Here is a 20,927-nt window from a genome sequence, read left to right on the forward strand (position 1 = left end):
GGGCATCTTTTTTAATTTATGCATTTGGCTGTTAAACCACTTTTTCTGGACAAGATAAAGGATAAACGTGTCCGCGTAGCGAAGACAAACACGTAACATGTAACTCAAGACTTTCAGTCTGGGAGGAATGGAAATGAATCAAAGAAATCTGGATGGTAACAGCATTATTATTCGACTGGAAATGACAACTAAGGATATCAAGTTTGGCGAAGTGGCTTCGGTCATCTCGGAAGCTGGGGGAGACATCATTGCCATCGACGTGATTTCCACCAATCAGGATGTAAGCGTGCGCGACTTGACGGTCGCAGTTACAGATGCACAAGATAACAGTAAAATTATAGAAGGGGTGCGCCAGCTCAAAGGTGTGTCCATTATTAATGTATCGGATCGGACGTTCCTTCTTCATCTGGGCGGTAAGATCGAAGTAACACCAAAGACCCCGATTCAAAACCGGGAAGATCTGTCACGTGTGTACACTCCGGATGTGGCTCGTGTATGTTCAGCCATTTCAGAAGAACCCGGCAAAGCCTTCTCATTGACAATTAAACGGAATACAGTGGCCGTCGTATCTGATGGCAGTGCAGTGCTTGGGCTTGGTAATATTGGGCCTCGTGCAGCGATGCCTGTCATGGAAGGTAAAGCGATGTTATTCAAACAGTTTGCTGGTGTGGATGCTTTCCCAATCTGCCTGGATACACAGGATACCGAGGAAATCATACGTACTGTGAAAGCGATATCACCTGGTTTTGGCGGCATTAATCTGGAGGATATCTCGTCACCGCGTTGTTTCGAAATTGAACGTCGTCTGAATGAGGAATTGGACATTCCTGTATTTCATGATGACCAGCATGGCACAGCGGTTGTGTTATATGCTGGTCTGATCAATGCGCTCAAACTGGTGGGCAAGTCCATTGAAGATGTGAAGATTGTGGTCTGTGGCATCGGTGCAGCAGGTGTAGCGTGCAGCAATATATTATTGTCCGCGGGAGCCAGCCGGCTTATAGGTGTCGATCGTGAGGGTGCAATTGTACGGACACAAACCTATGAGAATGAAGTCTGGAGTGATTATGCAGCTCGTACTAATCCCGAACTGGAGACTGGTTCGCTGCGTGATGTCATTCGTGGAGCCGATGTGTTCATTGGCCTATCCCGCGGGAATCTGTTAACTCGCGAAGATGTAGAGACCATGGCAGAAGATCCAATCGTGTTTGCAATGGCAAACCCGGTGCCTGAGATTATGCCTGCCTTGGTGGAAGACATTGTTGCTGTAATGGCAACAGGACGATCCGATTATCCGAATCAGATTAACAATGTGTTATGTTTCCCGGGCATGTTCAGGGCAGTTTTGGATTGCCGAGCCACCGAAATTAATGAAGAAATGAAGCTGGCAGCCGCGCAAGCGATTGCTTCGGCCATCACGGACGAAGAGCGTACACGTTATTACATTATTCCGAGTGTGTTCAATGATAAAGTAGTCAAATCGATGCGCAGTCGCGTAATTGAAGCAGCTATTAAGACGGGTGTAGCTCGACGTATTCCTCGTGAACAGGCCCGTGAAGGCGGGGAATCGTAAGATGTCAGAGAACCCTCTTCAACCTGGTGGGAATCTGCAAGAATTAGGGCACATGCGTAATATAGATGGAATAACGGCAGGAGAGGCTGTTCTGCGCGCCGCCCGATCCTTTGTTCAAGGGGACTCATCCAAGCATAGTGATGGTCATGACTGGCCGCACATTGAACGGGTAACCGCACTTGCGGTTGAACTCGCTCACCGTATGGGTGCAGATCCATTTGTCTGCGAACTGGCTGCATTATTACATGATGTACCGGATGAGAAGCTGAATGAGAGCTTGGAAGCCGGGATGGCCAAACTGAATGACTGGCTGGATACCCAGTCTCTTGACCCGGATATACGTAATAAGGTTGTGGGTATTATTAGTACCATCTCATATGCGGGAGGCCAGCGTCCTGCGGTCAGTTCGCTTGAAGCACAGGTTGTTCAGGATGCGGATCGACTGGATGCATTGGGTGCGATTGGGATCGCGCGAACCTTTGCCTTTTCAGGTGCCAGAGGGCGCGAGATGTACGATCCGTCCCTTCCCCCACGGGAGCATATGACCCGTGAGGAATATCGCAATGGGCGCAGCACAACGATAAATCACTTTTACGAGAAGTTGTTCAAGCTCAAGGATCTGATGAATACCTCCTATGGCAAGGAGCTGGCGGAACAGCGTCATGATTATATGGTGCAGTTTGTGGACCAGTTCAAAAGGGAATGGGAGGGCACGGACCGTTAGGCAGGCATAATAAGCATGAGCATTCCACAGAGGTATCATAAGTAACAGAGGCGAATCTTTAAAGTGGTGAAAATCCATTTTGAAGATTTGCTTCTTTTTGGGTTAATAATGTGTATTAACATACATAAAGAAATTAATTTCACAGTACCTCTGACTTATGACATGGCAACGGAAGACCTTACATGGTACAATAAATCGTTCTCCTGGATGAATTCAGGCAAAAAAAGAAATATGGGGTAATAATGAACATGATTATCAAATGTAAAATTTCAGGTTCGGTAAAGAGGAGGGGTCACCACCATGTCGTTTGGTGCGCGTGTACTTAAGACGGGGATCGCGGTCACGCTTGCCTTGTACCTAAGCAGCCTGTTCTTGAACCCGCAATCTCCCGTGCCTGCCGCAATCGCGGCTATATTCGCCATGCAGCCTTCCATCTATCGTTCCTGGAAATACTTCCTGGATCAATTGCAAACGACCACGCTGGGAGCTATTGTCGCCCTGGTGGGGGGCATGGTGTTGTCCAATGAGCCAATCGCCGTTGGATTAATTATTGTACTTGTCATCATGATCTGTCTTAAATTGAATATGGGTGAGACGGTTGGCCTTACACTGGTCACGGTTGTATCCATTATGGAAGCATCGGGTGACTGGCATTTTGCACTCAATCGTTTTCTGTTGACACTGGTTGGTATTGTATCGGCGTTTCTCATCAACATTACGGTATTTCCTCCGAAACCGAAAGTTCAGTTCGTGAAGCAGATCCATAGTGTATTCAGCGGTATGTCATTGCTTCTACGAACCTCGATCTCGGATGAGATCAAGGAAGTTGTATTCCGGGAGGAGAAAAGCAACCTGGGCGGTTCCATTAAGTCTCTCTCCGACAAGTATAACTTGTTCGAAGAGGAACAGAAAAAGATGAAACGTTCGAAGTTCAGCGAAACTCGTCAGATGGTGGTCTACAAACAAATGCTGCTGAGTTTGCAAAAAGGGTACGAGGTGCTGGATTCGGTGGAACGCCACTATTTCCAGGCACCGCGGACAACGGCCATGGATCAGTTTTTTGACTCACATCTTGAACTGGTTATCAAATTCCATGAGCATGCACTGCTCAAGTTCGAGGATAAGCTGAAACCTAATGGGGAAGAGGCTGCACAGTTTGTATTGGATAATGACCGTTTCATGGAGCAGGCGATCACCCAGTTTGATATCGACAAGGAAGGGATGTTACGATTGTCCATCGTGGCAGCTGCCATTTATGATTATGGATATCAGTTGGAACGTCTGAATCGACTTGCCGAACATGTGCATAGCGCCAGTGAAGACAAAGAATCACAGGACAAAATTTTGAATTGGCTTAAGTGGCCTTAGGCATGATTCGTAATCAAAATTAGACTTTTTGAACAACCTCTAAGTGCGAATTGCACACCTGCTTGGCGATCATATACAATGTAGTTACATCATAGCCCGGACCATCGTGTCCGGGTTGTTTTGTCATACATAGGACTGAAGGGCATGAATGAATATTAACGAACTGAGGGATAGAGACATGATTATAGAGGAATTGGACGCTGAACTAATGGAATGGTTGAGTGGGACAAATCTGGAGCATAAACAGCATGAAGCCATGCAACTGCTGACCGTATCTGAGGATCAGTGGCCGCATCAGGCCATGATCAGTATGGGGGAAGTGATTGCGATAAATCCGCATCAGCTTAGACTGGCTCTATGGCAAGGTACACAGACCAGTATGAACATGAGCAAAACAGGCAAGGCTACCTTGATTGCGGTTCAAGGACATCGATTGTTGCATATCCGTATAGAAGTAGAACGGCTGCCTGAGATGAAGGGGGCTGTTCATCCGAGAGATCGTTTTGAAGCACAAGTGCTCCATGTACGTGTGGATTACGCGCCATATGCGGAGATCACTTCAGGAATAACCTTTCAATTGAAGGATGAACTTGGAGCAATTACACGCTGGAAAGAGACAATTGAAGAATTACGAAAGTAGGCAGGAGTAGCTAGGTCAGTTGAGGACCTGGTGATTGGGTAATAATGAAGAAGAAAACAACAAAAAACGCCTCCGCTTGCATCGGGACGTTGTCACTGGTACAATAAAAAATGGTTTTCAGAAAATTAGAACTAATTAACATATAATTAAAATGTTTACTTTCTAATAATTATACCATTGCCTTTTCGGGCTTGTCAAATGGGATTTTGAGGACACAATCCGGGGAAAGAGGGGCTATTAACATATGAGTACAGATCAGCAATGGATTAAGGAACAACAACGGGTCAACACCGTGACCGATCAAATTGAACGCAAGATCACAACGCTGGAAGATGAAGTTGGTTCCTTCCGTGACGAAGTGGTTGGCATGAGAAAAGATTTCTGGGATGAAGTCACGATGAACTTTAGCGAAGCGGATGATGTTGGGGAGACTTCAACCAGCATGCGGCAGCAGTCACAGGTACTGTCCGATCGGGAGCGCAGCCATCTCAATACAGCAGCTGCGTTGGATAAAATGAAACGACTGCATCATTCACCGTATTTTGGTCGCATTGATTTCAAAGAAGATGGATATCCAAATGCAGAACGCATTTATCTCGGCATTGCATCGTTGCTGGATGAGAAGGAAGAATCTTTTCTGGTCTACGACTGGCGTGCGCCAATCTCCAACCTGTATTATGACGGAGCACCGGGTCCAATCACGTATCATACACCCAGTGGGGAGATCAGCGGTGATATAGAGATGAAGCGACAGTTTGTCATTCGGGACGGTCGTATCCGGTTTATGTTTGACACAGGGGTTACGATTGGTGATGAGTTGTTGCAGGCCGTGCTCAGTCGAACTTCGGATGCACAGATGAAGAGTATTGTAGCGACCATTCAGAAGGAGCAAAACCGGATTATCCGTAATGACCGAACACGCATGCTCATTGTGCAAGGCGCAGCCGGCAGTGGCAAAACATCCGCGGCGCTCCAGCGTGTGGCATATCTTCTCTATAAATACCGCGAGCATCTGCAAGCGGATCAGATGGTTCTTTTTTCACCAAATCCAATGTTCAACAGTTATGTCTCCACGGTACTGCCTGAGCTTGGGGAGGAAAACATGTTGCAAACGACCTTCCAGGAGTATCTGGAGCGCCGTTTGGGTCGTGAATATCAACTGGAAGATCCGTTTATTCAGCTTGAATATGTACTTACGGGGACGGAAGATCCCGATTACGATGTGCGCATGTCCAGCATTCGGTTCAAGTCATCCGAATCTTTCCTCAAGGTGATTACACGTTATAAGGAAAGTATGTTGTCAGGTGGCATGAAATTCAAGCCGGTTCGCTTTCAGGGCCGAGCGATTGTCACGTCAGAGGCTATGGCTGAGAAATTCTACAGTTTCGAGTCATCCGTTAAGCTGGTGAGTCGACTGGAGATGTTACGGGACTGGATGCTGAAAGAACTGTCTGCCTTTGGTAAAGGTGAACTGGATGCGCCTTGGGTTGATCAGCAACTTGATCTGATGGAGCCGGAGGATCTGCAACGCGCGTATCAACGGTTGAAGCGCAAGCAAAAAGGAAAGACCCATACGTTTAATGACTTCGAGCAGGAAAGAGGGATTCTGGCACGTATGGTGGTCAGTGACCGACTCAAACCGTTGCGAAAATGGATTAAGTCCTTACGATTCGTTGATATAAGACAATTATATGCACATCTATTCAACGATCAGGCTCAGATGGAGCGATTGCTGGGTGACGAAGCGCTGCCTGCTCAATGGGATGAAATCTGTAAGATGACTTTACGCAGATTGAAGCTTCAGGAGTTGGCATATGAAGATATTACGCCATACTTGTACTTGCGTGAGCTTATGCTTGGATTCCATATTAACTCGAATATTCGTCATGTCATTATTGATGAAGCCCAGGATTATTCCGCGTTTCAGTTGGCATTTATGAAGAGATTGTTCCCACGGGCGAAAATAACAGCACTTGGTGACTTTAATCAGGCAATCTATGCCCACTCTTCAGTACTTAGTGGAACAGGACCCTTGACTAACCTGTACGGACCAGACAACACGGAAGTCATTGAGCTGACCAGAAGTTATCGATCTACCCGGGAGATCGTGGAGTTTACACGTGGCATGGTGCCTGGTGGGGAAGAGATTATTCCATTTAACCGCAGCGGTGAGAAACCTAAAGTGATCGTTTCTTCTGATTCAGAGCGTCATATGAATGTAATCACGACAGACCTCAAGCACTTGATTAAGGAAGGGTACGAATCGGTTGCAGTTATCTGCAAAACCGCCGAAGAGAGCAGAGACGTACATGCTGCATTGAGTAAGGTGCTGCCCACAGCACCGAAGTTAATCAAAAAAACGACGCTGGCTTTTGAGCAGGGTGTTCATGTCATCCCGGCGTATCTTGCCAAAGGTGTGGAATTCGATGCTGTCCTGATCTATGACGGCTCTGCGGAGCAGTATGCTCAGGAGCATGAACGCAAGTTGTTCTATACGGCTTGTACACGAGCGATGCATCTGCTGCACGTTTACTGCGTGGGCACACCAAGTCCGTTCATTACCGCCCAGTCGGAAGAACAGTATGATCTTGGCAAGGTGTCTACTGCGCAAGTGGACTGACATAACACTTCATATGCATAAAGAAGGCTTCCGTTCAATGGAACGGGAGTTTTTCTGTATATGATACATATATCGGGAAGAAGCTAGCTTAGCGAGGGAATTATACGTGATGAGGTTACAGCCATATAGGTGATCGTATTGATAAAAATACCTAACGTGAATTCGTAAGGATTGGGTCCCGTGGATAAATACGTCTGCATAATTTGTATTTAAACACAATGGATGTGATTTTTCTTTACACATGAGGTCCGGACTCATATAATCGTAACAATATATTTTTTTTGGATCGTTTATTAAAGGAGGCAACAAAATGAACAAACCATCTTTTGAACGGCCACTTATGGCCGATTGTGTACCGGATCTGGTCGCTACAGCACGGGGAGATTTGCCAGCGACTTTGGTCATTCGGGGAGGTACGCTGGTAAACGTGATATCGGGTGAGATTTTGCCTGAGATGTCCATAGCTGTACAGGGAGCTCGAATCGCTTATGTTGGTAAAGATGTAAGCCACACTATCGGAGAACATACGCGGATTATTGAAGCAAACGGTAAGTATATCGCTCCTGGTCTGCTGGATGGACACTGCCATATCGAAAGTACACAGATGAAAGTAACCGAGTTTGCGAGAGCGGTGTTGCCTTCAGGCACGACCGGAGGTTTCTTTGACCCTCATGAGATCTCTAACGTGCTTGGCCTCAAAGGTCTGAGACTGATGCTGGATGAAGCACGGACCACACCGATGGCAGCTTATATGCAGGTGGCTTCCTGTGTGCCTTCCACGCATCCAGGATTGGAGACAACAGGTGCTTATATCGGGCCTGAAGAGGTAGCTGAGGCTCTTTCCTGGGGTCCGGACATGATTGGTCTTGGTGAAGTGATGAACTTCCCTGGGGTGGTCTATGGGGATGAGACGATGATTGGTGAGATACAGGCGACCCTCCGGGCAGGTAAAGTGGCAGACGGTCATTTCACCTGGGCTGCAGATGACTGGCGTCTGCCAGCCTACGCAGCGAGTGGCGTTACAGGTGATCATGAATGTGTGACCAAGGAAGATGTGGTTGAACGTCTGCGCCTCGGGATGTACGCGAAGATGCGCCAAGGTTCGGCATGGCATGATGTGGCTGAGACAATCAAAGCCTGCACTGAGCTTGGTCTGGATACACGCCGGATGATGCTGGTGACTGATGATCGAAGCTCTGAATCGCTGCTCAAAGAAGGACATATGGATTTTGTTGTTCGTCTCGCAATCTCCCAAGGGGTGAAGCCGGTCACGGCTTTCCAGATGGCAACCATTAACACGGCTGAGCGTTTCGGTGTTGCGCGCGACATTGGAGCGATTATTCCAGGCAATATAGCCGATATTATTCTGCTGGACGGCCGGTTGGCGGATGTACGTGTGGGTATGACGATTGCTGCCGGGCAAGTTGTTGCCGAGAATGGGAAGATGACGGCGGTCTGGGACAGCTTCACGTACCCGGAGGAAGCGCTGAACACGGTGAAGTTAGAAGCTAATATTCAGCCAGTAGATCTGGAGTTGGCTGCGCCGATTCAAGAGGGGACGATTGGTGCCAAAATCATTCATGTGACAGAGAACCATGTGGATACAAAGGAGAAACACCTGCCTGTTACCGTAGAGAACGGCAAGGTTGTGGTTTCAACTTCAGGGGAAGTATGCAAAATTGCGGTATTGGAACGTCACAAACAAACTGGGAATCGAGCGGTAGCACTTGTTGGAGGCATCGGCTTCACATCACCTGCAGCGATTGCGATGACGGTTGCTCATGATAGTCACAACCTGTTGATTATCGGTAATGATGATGCGCTAATGGCTGAAGCCGGTAATCGCGTCATTCGTATGCAGGGCGGGGTGGCCGTGGTAACGGCAGCAGGGGTAACTGAATTCCCGCTGCGGATTGCAGGTTTGATGTCAACTGAATCTTTTGAAGTCGTTGCAGCCCAATCGGCAGCAGTCAGTGAAGCTTTACAGTCCGCGGGATGTACATTGAATAATGCGTTCATGACGCTTTCGTTGCTCGCGCTGGTTGTGATTCCAGAATTACGTTTGTCCGACAAGGGTCTTGTGCGGATCTCGGCAGAAGGTATTGAACTCGTGTCCCTTTTCGATGAAGTGGTTGACAATACACCAGTAGCTCCATCGGGTAATAAATGAACGGAAATGTCGACTAGACATCATTAAATAGGGTTCCATTTAAAGCCGCCTTAGGGCGGTTTTTCGGTGTATTTTGAGAGAAAACGCTTTCTAGGTCTTCTGGAGCTTGGTGTACATATGGCAATAATGACTGAAGTCATGCTGGAATAAGGATTGAATTTGAAAATAATAAATAATTGTGACTTTTGAACTATACATACAGAACTACGAATTCCCGAAATATAGTTATATGATTCTTTCGTCGTAAGTCTTAAAGATGATATTGCATATAAAAGCAATACCAATTCGTCGTACCTAATAAGTATCCATTAAATGAATATGAAACGACACAATTTCATCCAGATTTGCACGTCAGAGCTGATAACTTCAGAGGGAGTGTACAAATATGAAAAGCAAAAGGGGTTACCGTTTTATCTTATTACTGAGTTGTTTGATCCTGTGTGCGAGTACAGCCTGTTCTTCCAAAGCCATTGCGGATGGTTCGGTCGACAGTTATGCAACGATTCATGGAGAGCTTGATGTGCCGGTGAGAGCGACTTGGGTGTGGGATACCACCCAGATCCGAAGTAATCCTCAAGAGGTGTTAAATTACGCTACAGCGAACAAGATCAATACGATCTATCTGCAGATGAACCGGGATATAAAGATTCCTGAGTATAAAAGCTTTATCCGCCAGGCGAGAGCCAAGAACATTGCGGTTGACGTCATGGATGGAAGATCAGCGTGGGGATTGACGGAAAGTCGGGAACAGATTGCATCTTTCCTGGACTGGATCGAGGCATATCAGGCGCAGGCGTTGTCCAATGAGAAATTTGCTGGTATTCATCTGGATATTGAGCCACATGTGCACCCACAGTGGAAAATCAATCAGGCCAGTGTAATTACCCAGTGGCAAGGCAATGTGGAGTATATTGTTGAGCGAGCATCACGGCTGAAGATGCCGGTAGCGGCTGATCTGCCTTTCTGGCTCGATAACTACAAAATTCCGGGTTCTACGATGGCGGTTAGCAGCTGGATGATCCGCAAGTTTGATTCCATCACCATTATGGCTTACCGTGATACAGCTGCTGCAATCTATAGTGTAGCGAAGGATGAACTTGCGGAAGCAGCTCTGCTTGGCAAGACGATCTCAATCGCCGTGGAAACAAAGCAAAGCAAGGAAGGTGACTTCATTACTTTTTATGAAGAGGGATCTGCTTATATGGAAGCACAATTAAAATTGGTCGAAAAAATGGCTTCAGTACATGCGTCCTTTAACGGTTTCTCCGTACATGAGTACACTTCATGGAAGACACTGAAAAAGTGAGAAACTGTTAAGCTTCAAAGCGTAAGGCTGATAGCAGCGAATGAGATGAGTTCTAACTGAGCCAGTGTGGCTCAGATCAGAGCGTTATCTTATTCATTGGCTGGAAGTTGATAAAGAAGATAAAGAAGGTGTTTGCAGCTGAATAGCTGTGAGCACCTTCTTCTTTTACACCTGAACCAGGGCAGACTCCATTCTTACGTTCTCATAGAACATTTTGCGATACTGTGAAGGTGTAGTGGCTTTATGCTTTTTAAATGTAGTGATGAAGTAGCTTAGATGCTCAAAACCCACATCCATGGCGATATCAACAATCTTGTGATCTGTATTCTCAAGCTGAACGCAGGCCTGCTGAACACGGTAATAGTTAATGTAATCAACAGGTGTTTTCTGTACCATTTGTTTGAAGAAACGACAGAAGTGCCCTTCGCTCATATTGGCCTCATCGGCCAGTTCTTTCAGCTTTAATGGTTCAGGATACCGTTTGTGAATATAACTGAGCACGGATTTCAGGCGCTCTACCTTGTCATGACTGCCTGTAGCTACAGTGCCTTTGAGCGGAGCAGGTCTCATATGTTCGAACATTCGGGCAAATATGAGGTACAGGTAGGCTTTCGTTGACATTTCACATGTTTCGGTTCGGGTAGCATGGTCCGCAAATATGCGTTTCAGGTGATCCAGAATTTCTTGTCCCCAGTTCTCATCTGCCTTGATATGACTGGGGGGAATCACCGTTTTGCGTACCAGTGGACCGATGAATTTCTCTTGGACCGTATCGAAGGCACGGCTGCCAAGCAGTTCGGGATTAAATACAATGGAAGAGAATATGCAGGGCACATCGCCCTTCAGATACCCCGCATGAATCTCACCTCGATTGATGAAAATGGCTTCTCCAGCTTGAACCTCAATGGTGTTCATATCAATTTGAAAGACGGCGCAGCCCTGAGTAACCATGGTGAACTCCATCTCATCATGCCAGTGGCAATCGAGAATGCTATCCCCGTTCAGTTGTTGAATATCTGGGTACACACTGACGGGATACATGGCATTGCCGTGAATCCGGTCTTCCCGTAATCGTTCACGTTCCATATCAGATTCTCCTTTTGTATCATTATTAATGTAATCGTTTCCATAGATTGGTGATGATGTTCAAGAATCGGATGTTTATTATCAAAATCGTGATATATTTGGTCAAAATAAGAGAAGAAATTCGTTATTAATATCAATATTATTATAATATAACCAAAGGGGGAAAGAAAACATGAAATTTACTGATGGATTCTGGATGACTCGTGAAGGGTACCAGATTCAAAACCCGACTGACATTCGTGATATTGTGCAAAAAGATAATTCTTTGACCGTATATGCGGCAACTAAATATATTCGCAGCAAAGGCGACACGTTGAACGGTACATTGCTGAAAGCAACGTATAGCTCACCAATGCCTAACGTTATTCGTGTAACCTTGAATCACCATAAGGGCGGAGTGAAAAAAGGGCCTGTATTTGAGCTTAACACACAAGAAGCCAACGTTGAGATCTCAAAAAATGAACAAGGTGCTGTTTTGAAAAGCGGCAATCTGGAAGTTCAAATCGACAAAACAAACGGTTGGGATATTAGCTTCCTGTATGGAGGAAAACGGATTACAGGTAGCGGTCAAAGAGCTGCCGGTTATATTACAGGTCCAAGCAAGGAAGCGTACTTCCGGGAGCAGCTTGATCTAGGTATTGGTGAATACGTTTACGGACTAGGTGAGCGCTTCACACCGTTTGTTAAGAATGGTCAAATCGTCGATACCTGGAATGAGGACGGCGGTACAAGCAGTGAGCAGTCCTATAAAAACATTCCGTTTTATTTGTCCAATAAAGGATATGGCGTATTTGTAAACCATCCTGAACGCGTATCGTATGAGATTGCATCCGAGAATGTATCTAAAGTTCAGTTCAGCGTAGAAGGCGAGACGTTGGAGTACTTCATTATCGGCGGTGACAATCCAAAGGATGTACTTGATAATTATACGAAATTAACAGGTAAACCAGCGCTTCCACCGGCATGGACTTTTGGTCTGTGGCTGACAACATCATTCACAACGGATTATGATGAAGCAACGGTTAACCATTTCGTAGATGGCATGGCAGAACGTGATCTTCCGCTGTCTGTATTCCATTTTGACTGCTTCTGGATGAAGGAATACCAATGGTCTGATTTTGTATGGGATGAAGCGATGTTCCCGGATCCGGAAGGCATGCTTGCACGTCTGAAAGAAAAGGGTCTTAAAATCTGTGCTTGGATCAATCCATATATTGCAGAAAAATCATACTTGTTCGATGAAGGTATGGAGAACGGTTATCTGGTGAAAACAGCGGATGGCAGCGTATGGCAATGGGATATGTGGCAAGCAGGTATGGCTCTGGTTGACTTCACGAATCCGGATGCTGTGAACTGGTATAAGAGCAAGCTGGAAGTCCTGCTGGATCAAGGTGTAGATTCCTTCAAGACTGACTTCGGCGAAAGAATTCCGACAGATGTTGTGTACTTCGATGGTTCTGATCCCGTTAAAATGCACAACTATTATACACAGCTCTATAACAAAGCTGTATTTGAATTGCTTGAAGAGAAGATTGGCAAAAACGAAGCTGCCCTGTTTGCACGCTCTGCAACAGCAGGTGGTCAACAGTTCCCGGTTCACTGGGGCGGTGACTGTTCCTCCACGTATGAATCCATGGCTGAATCACTTCGTGGTGGCCTCTCACTGGGGCTTTCCGGTTTCGGATTCTGGAGCCATGATATCAGTGGTTTTGAAAGCACAGCGAGCCCTGATGTCTACAAACGTTGGGTACAATTCGGACTGTTATCTTCACACAGTCGCCTGCACGGAAGCACTTCGTATCGTGTGCCTTGGCTGTTTGACGAGGAATCCGTGGACGTTGTTCGTGACTTTACCAAACTCAAAATCAGCCTGATGCCGTACCTGTACAATTCTGCGGTGGAGTCAACGGTAAAAGGTATTCCGATGATGCGCGCGATGCTGCTGGACTTCCCAGAGGACCCAACAACATACAGCCTGGATACGCAATACATGTTCGGTGATTCAATTCTGGTGGCTCCAATCTTCAATAAGGAAGGCGATGTGCGCTACTACCTGCCTGAAGGAACTTGGACGAACTATCTGACAGGAGCGAAAGTACAAGGTGGACGCTGGATCAGTGAAAACCATGACTTCAAAACACTGCCAATGATGATTAAGCCAAACAGTCTGATCGCTGTGGGTGCTGTGGATAGTAAACCGGATTACGACTTTGCAAATGATGTGTCCCTGCACTTGTTCGAACTGGCTGATGGTCAAACGGCTCAAGCGGTCGTTGTGAACCAAGCGGCTGAACAGGAGCTGACAGTTAACGTTACACGTAATGGATCAGTGCTGGATGTTCGTGCTGAAGGTGCAGGTAAACCTTGGAACATCGTGCTTCGCGGTATTGAAAGTGTATCCAGCGTTGAAGGTGGTTCCCAAGTGTCTGGTGCAAATGGTGTTGTTGTTACAGCAGCAACAGGCGCAAACGCGCTTACAATCCAACTGTAAAATGATATAGTAAAAGAAAAGGACGGTGCCGAAAGGTGCCGTCTGTTTGTCTACGATGATAGGAGATTGAATGAAATGAGTACAATGAATTCCGGTTTGCACTGCACGATATCAGCAGAGATGCTGCATCATCTGGTAGAAATTAATTTTGGAAGCGATACCAAAGTAAAGGAGTTTGGTCTCCTGCAAGGTGGACTTTTTAATACAACCTATCGGATTCACCTTGAACATACATCCTATACGGATGTGATTTTACGTTTGGCTCCAGAGCGGGGTGAGATGACGGCTGGTTCTGCGAGTGATCCCCTATTTTCGTTTGAACGTACGATGATGGCGGCTGAACCGATTGTGTATGAATATTACCGTAAGGCAGGCATTCCTGCTCCCAACATTATCGCTTGTGATGACAGCGGATCGATCATTCCAAGAACGTACATGTTTATGGAGTTTATCCCGAGTAAGCAGCTGGATCACGCATCGATTTCAGATATAGACAAAGAGCGATTGTACCATCAGCTTGGCGCCTATACCGCCATCATGCATCAGGTCGAGGGTGCTTCGTTTGGCTGGCCGCAGGGTGATGGGACGATTAAAGGCTCGGATCAATGGTCCGAGGTGCTGCACTCTTTTGCAGAAGAAACGGCACTTAAAGCGGCACAAGCCGATTATATGTCAGGTGTGGGAGAAGAGATTGCAGCTATATTCATCAAAAATAAAGACTTATTTGATCAAGTGACCCGTCCGGTACTCGTTCATAATGACCTGTGGGAAGCAAATGTACTTGTTCATGAGGAAAATGGTGAGCTGAACATTGCGGCCATCATTGACGGAGATCGTTCCATGTTTGCCGACAGGGAGTTTGAAGCCATATTGTCGACAGAATCGGTGGCTTTTCATGAAGGATATGATCGTCCACTGGACTCATCCGCTGAAGGACAGGCACGCAGGCTTGCGTACCGAATACTGTCTTCGTATTTTAATGCCTACGTTCATGAACATCAGGTCAACCAACCTGAAGATGGTCAGAAGTATCGCCAGCGCACGCTGGATTTACTGCAGCAATGGAAGCAACTTGGACTTAACTAATTCGCAGGGGGAATGAAGGATGAAGGAGTATCATCAATACCCGATGTGGGACGCGTCACTTTCACTTGAGGAAAGGTTGGATGACCTGATTGCACGATTGACAACGGAGGAGAAGATCCGACTAATTCCTACACGCGAAGCAGCTGTACCAAGACTGGGCATTCCAGCCTACAACGTTGGGGGCGAAGCTGCCCACGGGGTTGCATGGAAAGGGGAGGCAACGGTATTTCCACAACCGCTCGGTCTATCAAGTACCTGGAATACAAGGCTCATGCGGGAGATTGGTTCAGTCATTGGCGATGAAGCGAGGGCATATCATCACCGTAATCCTGAAGTTCACGGGTTAACATTATGGGCACCAACGGTTGATCTGGAACGTGACCCACGCTGGGGCAGAACGGAAGAGGGATATGGCGAGGACCCGGTCCTCACGGGAGAAATGTCGGCGGCTCTCGTCAAAGGCATGCAGGGAAATGATCCTTTTTATCTGAAAATGGTCGCGACATTGAAACACTTTTTTGCCAATAATAATGAGAAAGATCGGCTGAATTGTTCATCCAGCATCGATCCGCGCAATCTGCGGGAATATTATTTGAAAGCATTTGAGACACCATTTGTGGAAGGTGGAGCCTTGTCCATGATGACAGCTTACAATTCCATCAATGGTACACCTGCCATTGAAAGTCCATATGTGAATGATGTGGTTAAGGGTGAGTGGGCGATGCCAGGTTTCATTGTATGTGATGGTGGAGACCTGTCACAGACTGTGAATTATCATGGTTATCATACCAGTCATGCCGAATCAGCAGCAGGTGCGTTGAAGGCAGGAGTGGATTGTCTTACAGATGAAGTTGATCTTGTTGTATCTGCTCTGGAGGAGGCTCTTGACCAGAATCTGTTGAAAATAGCTGATTTGGACAGAGCGATCCGCAACATCTTTGGTGTGCGAATGCGACTTGGACAACTCGATCAGTCCGGGCTCAATCCATATGCGTCTATTCCCGAGTCGGTATTATGTGCACCGGAACATGCCAAACTTAGTTATCGTGCCGCTACCGAATCGATTGTTTTGCTCCAAAATGATGGATTACTTCCCTTGCAGCCAGAAGTGTTGCAGAAAATCAGTGTGATTGGGCCACTTGCGGATGTTGTCTATACCGATTGGTACAGTGGCACATTGCCTTATCGAGTATCCGTCCTAGATGGATTGCGCAATCGCCTACCTGAAGCAGACGTGACCTATGTGGATGGGAATGACCGTATTCAGCTGAAGACAACAAACGGACAAGTTGTAACTCTTGGTGCGCAAGGTACACTCGTCGCTGTACCGGAAGCCAGTGCACCTACAGCCGTCGAATTTGAACATCAGGATTGGGGTTGGGGAAGTCATACGCTGAGAAGTGTAAACAATAATCGATACGTTAGCTTAACCGAGCAAGGCATATATCAGGCAAACGCACCGGAGATTGGTGGCTGGTTTGTAAAGGAAGTTGTTCGCATAGATCCTCTAACGGATGGAAGTAACACCTTGCGGACGTGGAACGGTATCCCTGTTGGACTGAGCGAATATCAGGGACAATCTGCTGTATCACCACTCCGGCCACAAGGAGAACAAACTACAGCTACAGGTACAAATCCGAATGATGTTGGTGACTCTGGACACGCAAGTCAATCACCAGGCAATACACAGAGACCTTCTGCATTCAATATTGATATTGTGACCAGCGGAATACAACAAGCCGTAGAAGCTGCACGTGGCAGTCAGGCATCTGTCGTTGTTGTTGGCAACAGCCCATATATCAACGGCAAAGAAGAAATTGACCGCCCAAGTTTGCTGCTTCCGCAAAGTCAGGTCGAGCTTGTCAAAGCCGTGTGTGAAGCCAATCCCAATACAGTGGTTGTCATTATGGGCAGTTATCCATTTGCCTTGCAGGAGTTGAAAGGTATTGCCCGCGCAATCGTTTATATGACACATGCAGGTCAGGAATTGGGGAACGCGCTTGCAGATGTGCTGTTAGGTCATTATGCCCCGGCAGGCAGATTAAACATGACATGGTATGAAGACGAATCACAGCTTCCTGACATGATGGATTATGACATCATTCAGAATGGCATGACTTATATGTATCATGAAGGACCGGTTCAATATGCATTTGGTCATGGTCTGACGTATTCCGAATTCGAATACGAAGCGATTCGTGTAAGTCGCAGTGCTTCGGGAGAATCCACCACCACAGATCAATTGAAGATTGAGGTGGAGGTACACAATAAGGGTGAACGTGACAGTGATGAAGTTGTTCAGATCTATGGATCTTCATATACCTCCCGAGTGAAACGTGCTCAGAAGCAACTGCTTGCTTTCCGTCGTGTTCAAGTCAAAGCAGGGACGTGTGTTACGATAAGTTTCGAAGTTCCTGTTCAGAAGCTTGCGCTATGGGATGTTACCCGAGATCGATACTGCCTGGAGACCGCGACCTGGGCCATCCTGGCAGGGCGTTCTTCCGCAGATATACGTCAGTCGGCTGATATTAAAATTGAAGGTGAGACGATTCCTGATCGCCCGCTGCACTTGCTTACCTTTGCCGAGAATTACGATGCTTGTGCAGGTGTTCTACTGGATGAATGTCTGGAAGGACGTTCGGCAGTTCGGGCAATCACTCCGGAGGAAGCTTTATATCGAGAGGAGCAGTCGTCTTGGATTGCTTTCAACCATAATGCTGTTCAAGAAATACAAGGATTTGAAGCCAGAGTGGCAGCTTTTGGGGAAGAGGGCAGATTGGAGATTCGTTCCGAAGGACTGGAGGGCGAACTGCTCGGTGTGTGTGAAGTTTCTGGACCTGGAGGCAGTGTGAATGGGAAAGATATCAAGTGGACAACAGTTCAGTGTTTGCTTGAGGCGCCACATAAGGTGAATGCGCTATATATTATCTTCAAAGGTGGAGCAGCGTTACGGCACTTTAGATTGTTGTAGTTGTAGCATGTCCTGAATAATCAACCTCCGAAACAAGCACAATAATGCTGTTGTGTGTAGAATCTGTAAAGGTGGTTGTGGTATGAACGATAAAAAGTGGGACCTCGTCGCACTTGCTTCCATCCCTTTAATTATGACCTTGGGTAATTCCATGCTAATACCGATCCTGCCACAGATTGAACGTGAGTTGAAGGTATCTGCATTTAAGGTCAGTATGCTCATTACAGTCTACGCTGTGGTTGCCATCCTGCTTATTCCTCTTGCAGGGTACTTGTCGGATCGTTTTGGCAGAAAAGCAGTTATCATTCCCAGCCTCGTTATTGCAGCCGTCGGAGGTGCTGTCGCTGGTGTGGCAGCATGGATGCTGAACGGAAACATAGCCTACTGGACCATTCTGGGTGGCAGGTTATTGCAGGGAATAGGTGCTGCCGGCGCATTTCCTATTGTTATCCCGTTGGTTGGGGACATGTTTAATGATGAGAATGAAGTAAGTAAAAGTCTGGGTATCATTGAGACCTCGAATACGTTTGGTAAAGTCATAAGTCCGATTCTGGGTGCAGCGCTGGCAGTCTGGTTCTGGTATGCGCCATTCATGGCTATTCCTATACTTTGTGTGCTTTCGCTGGTCCTTGTTATTTTCCTGGTGAAGACTCCCCGGAAAAAAGAAAAGCCTCCCACCTTTACGGAATTTGTGGCATCCATTCGGGACGTATTAAAAGAAAAGGGACGCTGGTTGTATGCGTTGTTTGCAATCGGCGGTATTTGCATGTTTGTCATCTTTGGTGTGTTATATTATCTATCCGAAACGCTGGAGAGCGAATTTGCCCTGAAAGGTGTACTTAAAGGACTTGTCCTTGCGATTCCGTTGGCAGCGTTATGTCTGTCTTCTTTCCTGGCAGGGAAGTGGATTGGGAAGAACAAAACGCGAATGAAATGGCTTGGCTTCGCAGGACTTGCGCTTCTGACGGTATCGCTGGGCATTATAGGTTTATTCGATAATATCTATGTTGTAGTAGGTCTTTTCACATTGGGAAGTACCGGAATAGGTGCAACGTTACCATGTCTGGATGCCTTGATTACAGAAGGCGTGGACAAAAAACAGCGGGGCACAATCACGGCTCTGTTCAGCAGCATGCGATTCATTGGGGTATCTCTCGGTCCCCCTGTCGTTTCTTTGTTGATCGGTTCTCATCATTTCCTGCTTTTTGGTGTGCTCGCTGCGTCTGGCGCAGTGGGCGGATTACTCACCTTATTTGCAGTTAAACCGGATAAGGGAGATCAGCCTACTTCAGGAAGCAAGCAGAAAGAGGATGAAACATCTATGGATGTGATCGAGACGAGTAGAAGGTATGCTCCCATAGGTCGCAAGAAAAGTCCATTTTAGATAGACGGTGCTGTATGCTGCGTTCATTTCGATGCTGTCTTAAGTTTAACATTCAGATTTGTTCCAAAAAAAACGCGTTTACGCCTAAGAAAGCGGATGAATTTGCTTTCTCGGTGTAAACGCGTTTCTCGTTTCTATGAGCAGAATGACTTTAACCAATCATTCGTGTTTGCTTTTATTTGACTGGCTAGTTTCGGTGTTGCCGGCTCCAGATTCTGAATTCTTGGATTGATCTTGAGGTGGTTCCGTTGCGGTAATATGAGTATGAGCGAGCAGAGCATGAGGTTCAATGGAGAAGCTGCCGCTTCGTTTTCCCTGAATCAGATATATAAGCAAGAACAGAATCATAAACATCACGGAATATCGATACATATCGGTATAACTGGTTATGGCCGCAATGGCACCAAGAAGAAGGGCACCGGTCGCAATACCCAGATCCAGCGAGTTTAAAAACATACCATTAGCCATACCCCGTTGAGTAGGAGATACAACTTGAATCATCCAGGTCTGGAGAGACGACTGCATGGAACCATAACCGATTCCGTAGATAAAGGCAGCAATGAACAGGAGGGACATGGAGGTTGCATACGAGAGCAGAATGAGGCCAACAGCAACGAATATTGCCCCTGGAATGAGCAGTGCTTTTGGACCTTTATTGTCATAGATCCGTCCTGCAAATGGTCTAACCAATAACACGGCGAGTGCATTGAACAAAAAGAACAGCGCAGGATTGGCCAGATTGGCTTCCTTACCATACAAAACGATGAATCCGACAAGCCCACCATAGGTGATGGATAATAGGCAATTCAGCACACTGGGCAGAATCAGCTTGCGGTTGAAAGGTGTCTTCTGTTTTGGGTTGGACCCTGAAGCACTTGTTGTGGCTTGTGGCATGATGGTTGTACTGTTATCGGTTCTGACTGCTTTTTTGCGTGTCAGCGAATAACTCAGTGGATAGATCACAACAAGCACACCCGCAGTACATAACATCAGGGTTACAAAACCTGCACCCTGGAGCAGAGTAACCCCAATGATTGGCCCCATAGACATAGCCAGGCTAGTTGATAGACCAAAGTAACCCATACCTTCACCCATTCGTTTGACGGGCACAATGTCCGAGGCCATCGTTGGAAAAGCGGTACTGCTCATACCAAACCCGATACCAAACAACATTCTGAGCAACAAGAGCACAGCTATACCGGCAGCAAAATAATAGCCGAGCGTTGCCAGCAGGGCTACGGACAGGCCTATATAAATCATGGCGTTACGAAGACCCTTCTCCAGTGCTTTCGCGGAATAGAGACGGGCTGCTATGGCACTTAGTGCAAATAGACAGGTGAATAAACTTACTTCAAATGCATTGGCGTGAAATCGCTCCTGAACGTAGGACGGAAGCGGAGAGACAATCATGTGCAGTTGCAAGAACAACAAGAAGTTGCACAGCATCAGCAGTATAAAATCGGTGGTCCATAGTCTAACTTGTTGTGTAGATTGTTCTTTCATGATGA

Annotated in this window: 13 protein-coding genes; 11 read left to right on the forward strand and 2 right to left on the reverse strand. The window is 46.7% G+C overall.

What is annotated here, in order from left to right:
• Positions 1 to 133 precede the first annotated feature (133 nt).
• From MHH25_RS10860 to MHH25_RS10890, 7 genes are all read left to right on the forward strand, one after another.
• Positions 134 to 1,573 carry an NAD-dependent malic enzyme gene (locus MHH25_RS10860; RefSeq protein WP_340019973.1) on the forward strand — a complete coding sequence of 480 codons (1,440 nt, stop codon included), beginning with the start codon at positions 134 to 136 and terminating at the stop codon, positions 1,571 to 1,573.
• Position 1,574: 1 nt separating this feature from the next.
• Positions 1,575 to 2,297, forward strand: coding sequence for an HD domain-containing protein (locus MHH25_RS10865; protein WP_340019974.1), 723 nt, complete (start codon positions 1,575 to 1,577; stop codon positions 2,295 to 2,297).
• Between the two features lie 300 nt (positions 2,298 to 2,597).
• The gene (locus tag MHH25_RS10870) at positions 2,598 to 3,665 is read left to right on the forward strand and encodes an aromatic acid exporter family protein (RefSeq protein ID WP_017689291.1); all 1,068 of its coding nucleotides are present in this window, start codon (positions 2,598 to 2,600) and stop codon (positions 3,663 to 3,665) included.
• Between the two features lie 148 nt (positions 3,666 to 3,813).
• Positions 3,814 to 4,305: a hypothetical protein gene (locus MHH25_RS10875; protein ID WP_083669768.1), complete on the forward strand. Its 492-nt coding sequence runs from the start codon at positions 3,814 to 3,816 to the stop codon at positions 4,303 to 4,305.
• Between the two features lie 244 nt (positions 4,306 to 4,549).
• Positions 4,550 to 6,925, forward strand: coding sequence for an RNA polymerase recycling motor HelD (gene helD, locus MHH25_RS10880; RefSeq protein ID WP_340019975.1), 2,376 nt, complete (start codon positions 4,550 to 4,552; stop codon positions 6,923 to 6,925).
• Between the two features lie 310 nt (positions 6,926 to 7,235).
• Positions 7,236 to 9,095, forward strand: a complete 1,860-nt coding sequence (locus MHH25_RS10885) for an adenine deaminase C-terminal domain-containing protein (protein ID WP_340019976.1) — start codon at positions 7,236 to 7,238, stop codon at positions 9,093 to 9,095.
• Positions 9,096 to 9,480: 385 nt separating this feature from the next.
• Positions 9,481 to 10,401, forward strand: a complete 921-nt coding sequence (locus MHH25_RS10890; protein WP_340019977.1) for a hypothetical protein — start codon at positions 9,481 to 9,483, stop codon at positions 10,399 to 10,401.
• A 165-nt stretch (positions 10,402 to 10,566) separates the two neighbouring features.
• Here MHH25_RS10890 and MHH25_RS10895 read toward each other — a convergent pair whose 3' ends face one another.
• The gene (locus tag MHH25_RS10895; protein ID WP_340019978.1) at positions 10,567 to 11,487 is read right to left on the reverse strand and encodes an AraC family transcriptional regulator; all 921 of its coding nucleotides are present in this window, start codon (positions 11,485 to 11,487) and stop codon (positions 10,567 to 10,569) included.
• A gap of 172 nt (positions 11,488 to 11,659) precedes the next feature.
• Here MHH25_RS10895 and yicI point away from each other — a divergent pair, with 172 nt between their 5' ends.
• The 4 genes from yicI (at position 11,660) to MHH25_RS10915 (ending at position 19,419) form a co-directional block, all read left to right on the forward strand.
• Positions 11,660 to 13,978 carry an alpha-xylosidase gene (gene yicI / locus MHH25_RS10900; RefSeq protein WP_340019979.1) on the forward strand — a complete coding sequence of 773 codons (2,319 nt, stop codon included), beginning with the start codon at positions 11,660 to 11,662 and terminating at the stop codon, positions 13,976 to 13,978.
• Positions 13,979 to 14,053: 75 nt separating this feature from the next.
• Positions 14,054 to 15,064, forward strand: a complete 1,011-nt coding sequence (locus MHH25_RS10905) for an aminoglycoside phosphotransferase family protein (protein WP_340019980.1) — start codon at positions 14,054 to 14,056, stop codon at positions 15,062 to 15,064.
• Between the two features lie 19 nt (positions 15,065 to 15,083).
• Positions 15,084 to 18,035, forward strand: coding sequence for a glycoside hydrolase family 3 C-terminal domain-containing protein (locus tag MHH25_RS10910; RefSeq protein WP_340019981.1), 2,952 nt, complete (start codon positions 15,084 to 15,086; stop codon positions 18,033 to 18,035).
• A gap of 82 nt (positions 18,036 to 18,117) precedes the next feature.
• A complete protein-coding gene (locus tag MHH25_RS10915; RefSeq protein WP_340019982.1) occupies positions 18,118 to 19,419 on the forward strand; it encodes an MFS transporter in 1,302 nt (433 codons plus the stop codon).
• Positions 19,420 to 19,578: 159 nt separating this feature from the next.
• Here MHH25_RS10915 and MHH25_RS10920 read toward each other — a convergent pair whose 3' ends face one another.
• Positions 19,579 to 20,922 (reverse strand): MFS transporter, encoded by a 1,344-nt coding sequence (locus MHH25_RS10920; RefSeq protein WP_340019983.1) that lies wholly within the window; start codon positions 20,920 to 20,922, stop codon positions 19,579 to 19,581.
• Between the last annotated feature and the right edge of the window lie 5 nt (positions 20,923 to 20,927).

Origin of the sequence: Paenibacillus sp. FSL H3-0457 (genome assembly GCF_037981725.1) — a bacterium.
GTDB lineage: Bacteria > Bacillota > Bacilli > Paenibacillales > Paenibacillaceae > Paenibacillus > Paenibacillus amylolyticus.

Coding starts and splice junctions, on each gene's coding strand:
- MHH25_RS10885 (WP_340019976.1), top strand. CDS start 7,236: ATGAACAAACCATCTTTTGAACGGCCACTTATGGCCGATTGTGTACCG.
- MHH25_RS10860 (WP_340019973.1), top strand. CDS start 134: ATGAATCAAAGAAATCTGGATGGTAACAGCATTATTATTCGACTGGAA.
- helD (WP_340019975.1), top strand. CDS start 4,550: ATGAGTACAGATCAGCAATGGATTAAGGAACAACAACGGGTCAACACC.
- MHH25_RS10870 (WP_017689291.1), top strand. CDS start 2,598: ATGTCGTTTGGTGCGCGTGTACTTAAGACGGGGATCGCGGTCACGCTT.
- MHH25_RS10895 (WP_340019978.1), bottom strand. CDS start 11,487: ATGGAACGTGAACGATTACGGGAAGACCGGATTCACGGCAATGCCATG.
- MHH25_RS10875 (WP_083669768.1), top strand. CDS start 3,814: ATGAATATTAACGAACTGAGGGATAGAGACATGATTATAGAGGAATTG.
- MHH25_RS10915 (WP_340019982.1), top strand. CDS start 18,118: ATGAACGATAAAAAGTGGGACCTCGTCGCACTTGCTTCCATCCCTTTA.
- MHH25_RS10890 (WP_340019977.1), top strand. CDS start 9,481: ATGAAAAGCAAAAGGGGTTACCGTTTTATCTTATTACTGAGTTGTTTG.
- MHH25_RS10920 (WP_340019983.1), bottom strand. CDS start 20,922: ATGAAAGAACAATCTACACAACAAGTTAGACTATGGACCACCGATTTT.
- yicI (WP_340019979.1), top strand. CDS start 11,660: ATGAAATTTACTGATGGATTCTGGATGACTCGTGAAGGGTACCAGATT.
- MHH25_RS10905 (WP_340019980.1), top strand. CDS start 14,054: ATGAGTACAATGAATTCCGGTTTGCACTGCACGATATCAGCAGAGATG.
- MHH25_RS10910 (WP_340019981.1), top strand. CDS start 15,084: ATGAAGGAGTATCATCAATACCCGATGTGGGACGCGTCACTTTCACTT.
- MHH25_RS10865 (WP_340019974.1), top strand. CDS start 1,575: ATGTCAGAGAACCCTCTTCAACCTGGTGGGAATCTGCAAGAATTAGGG.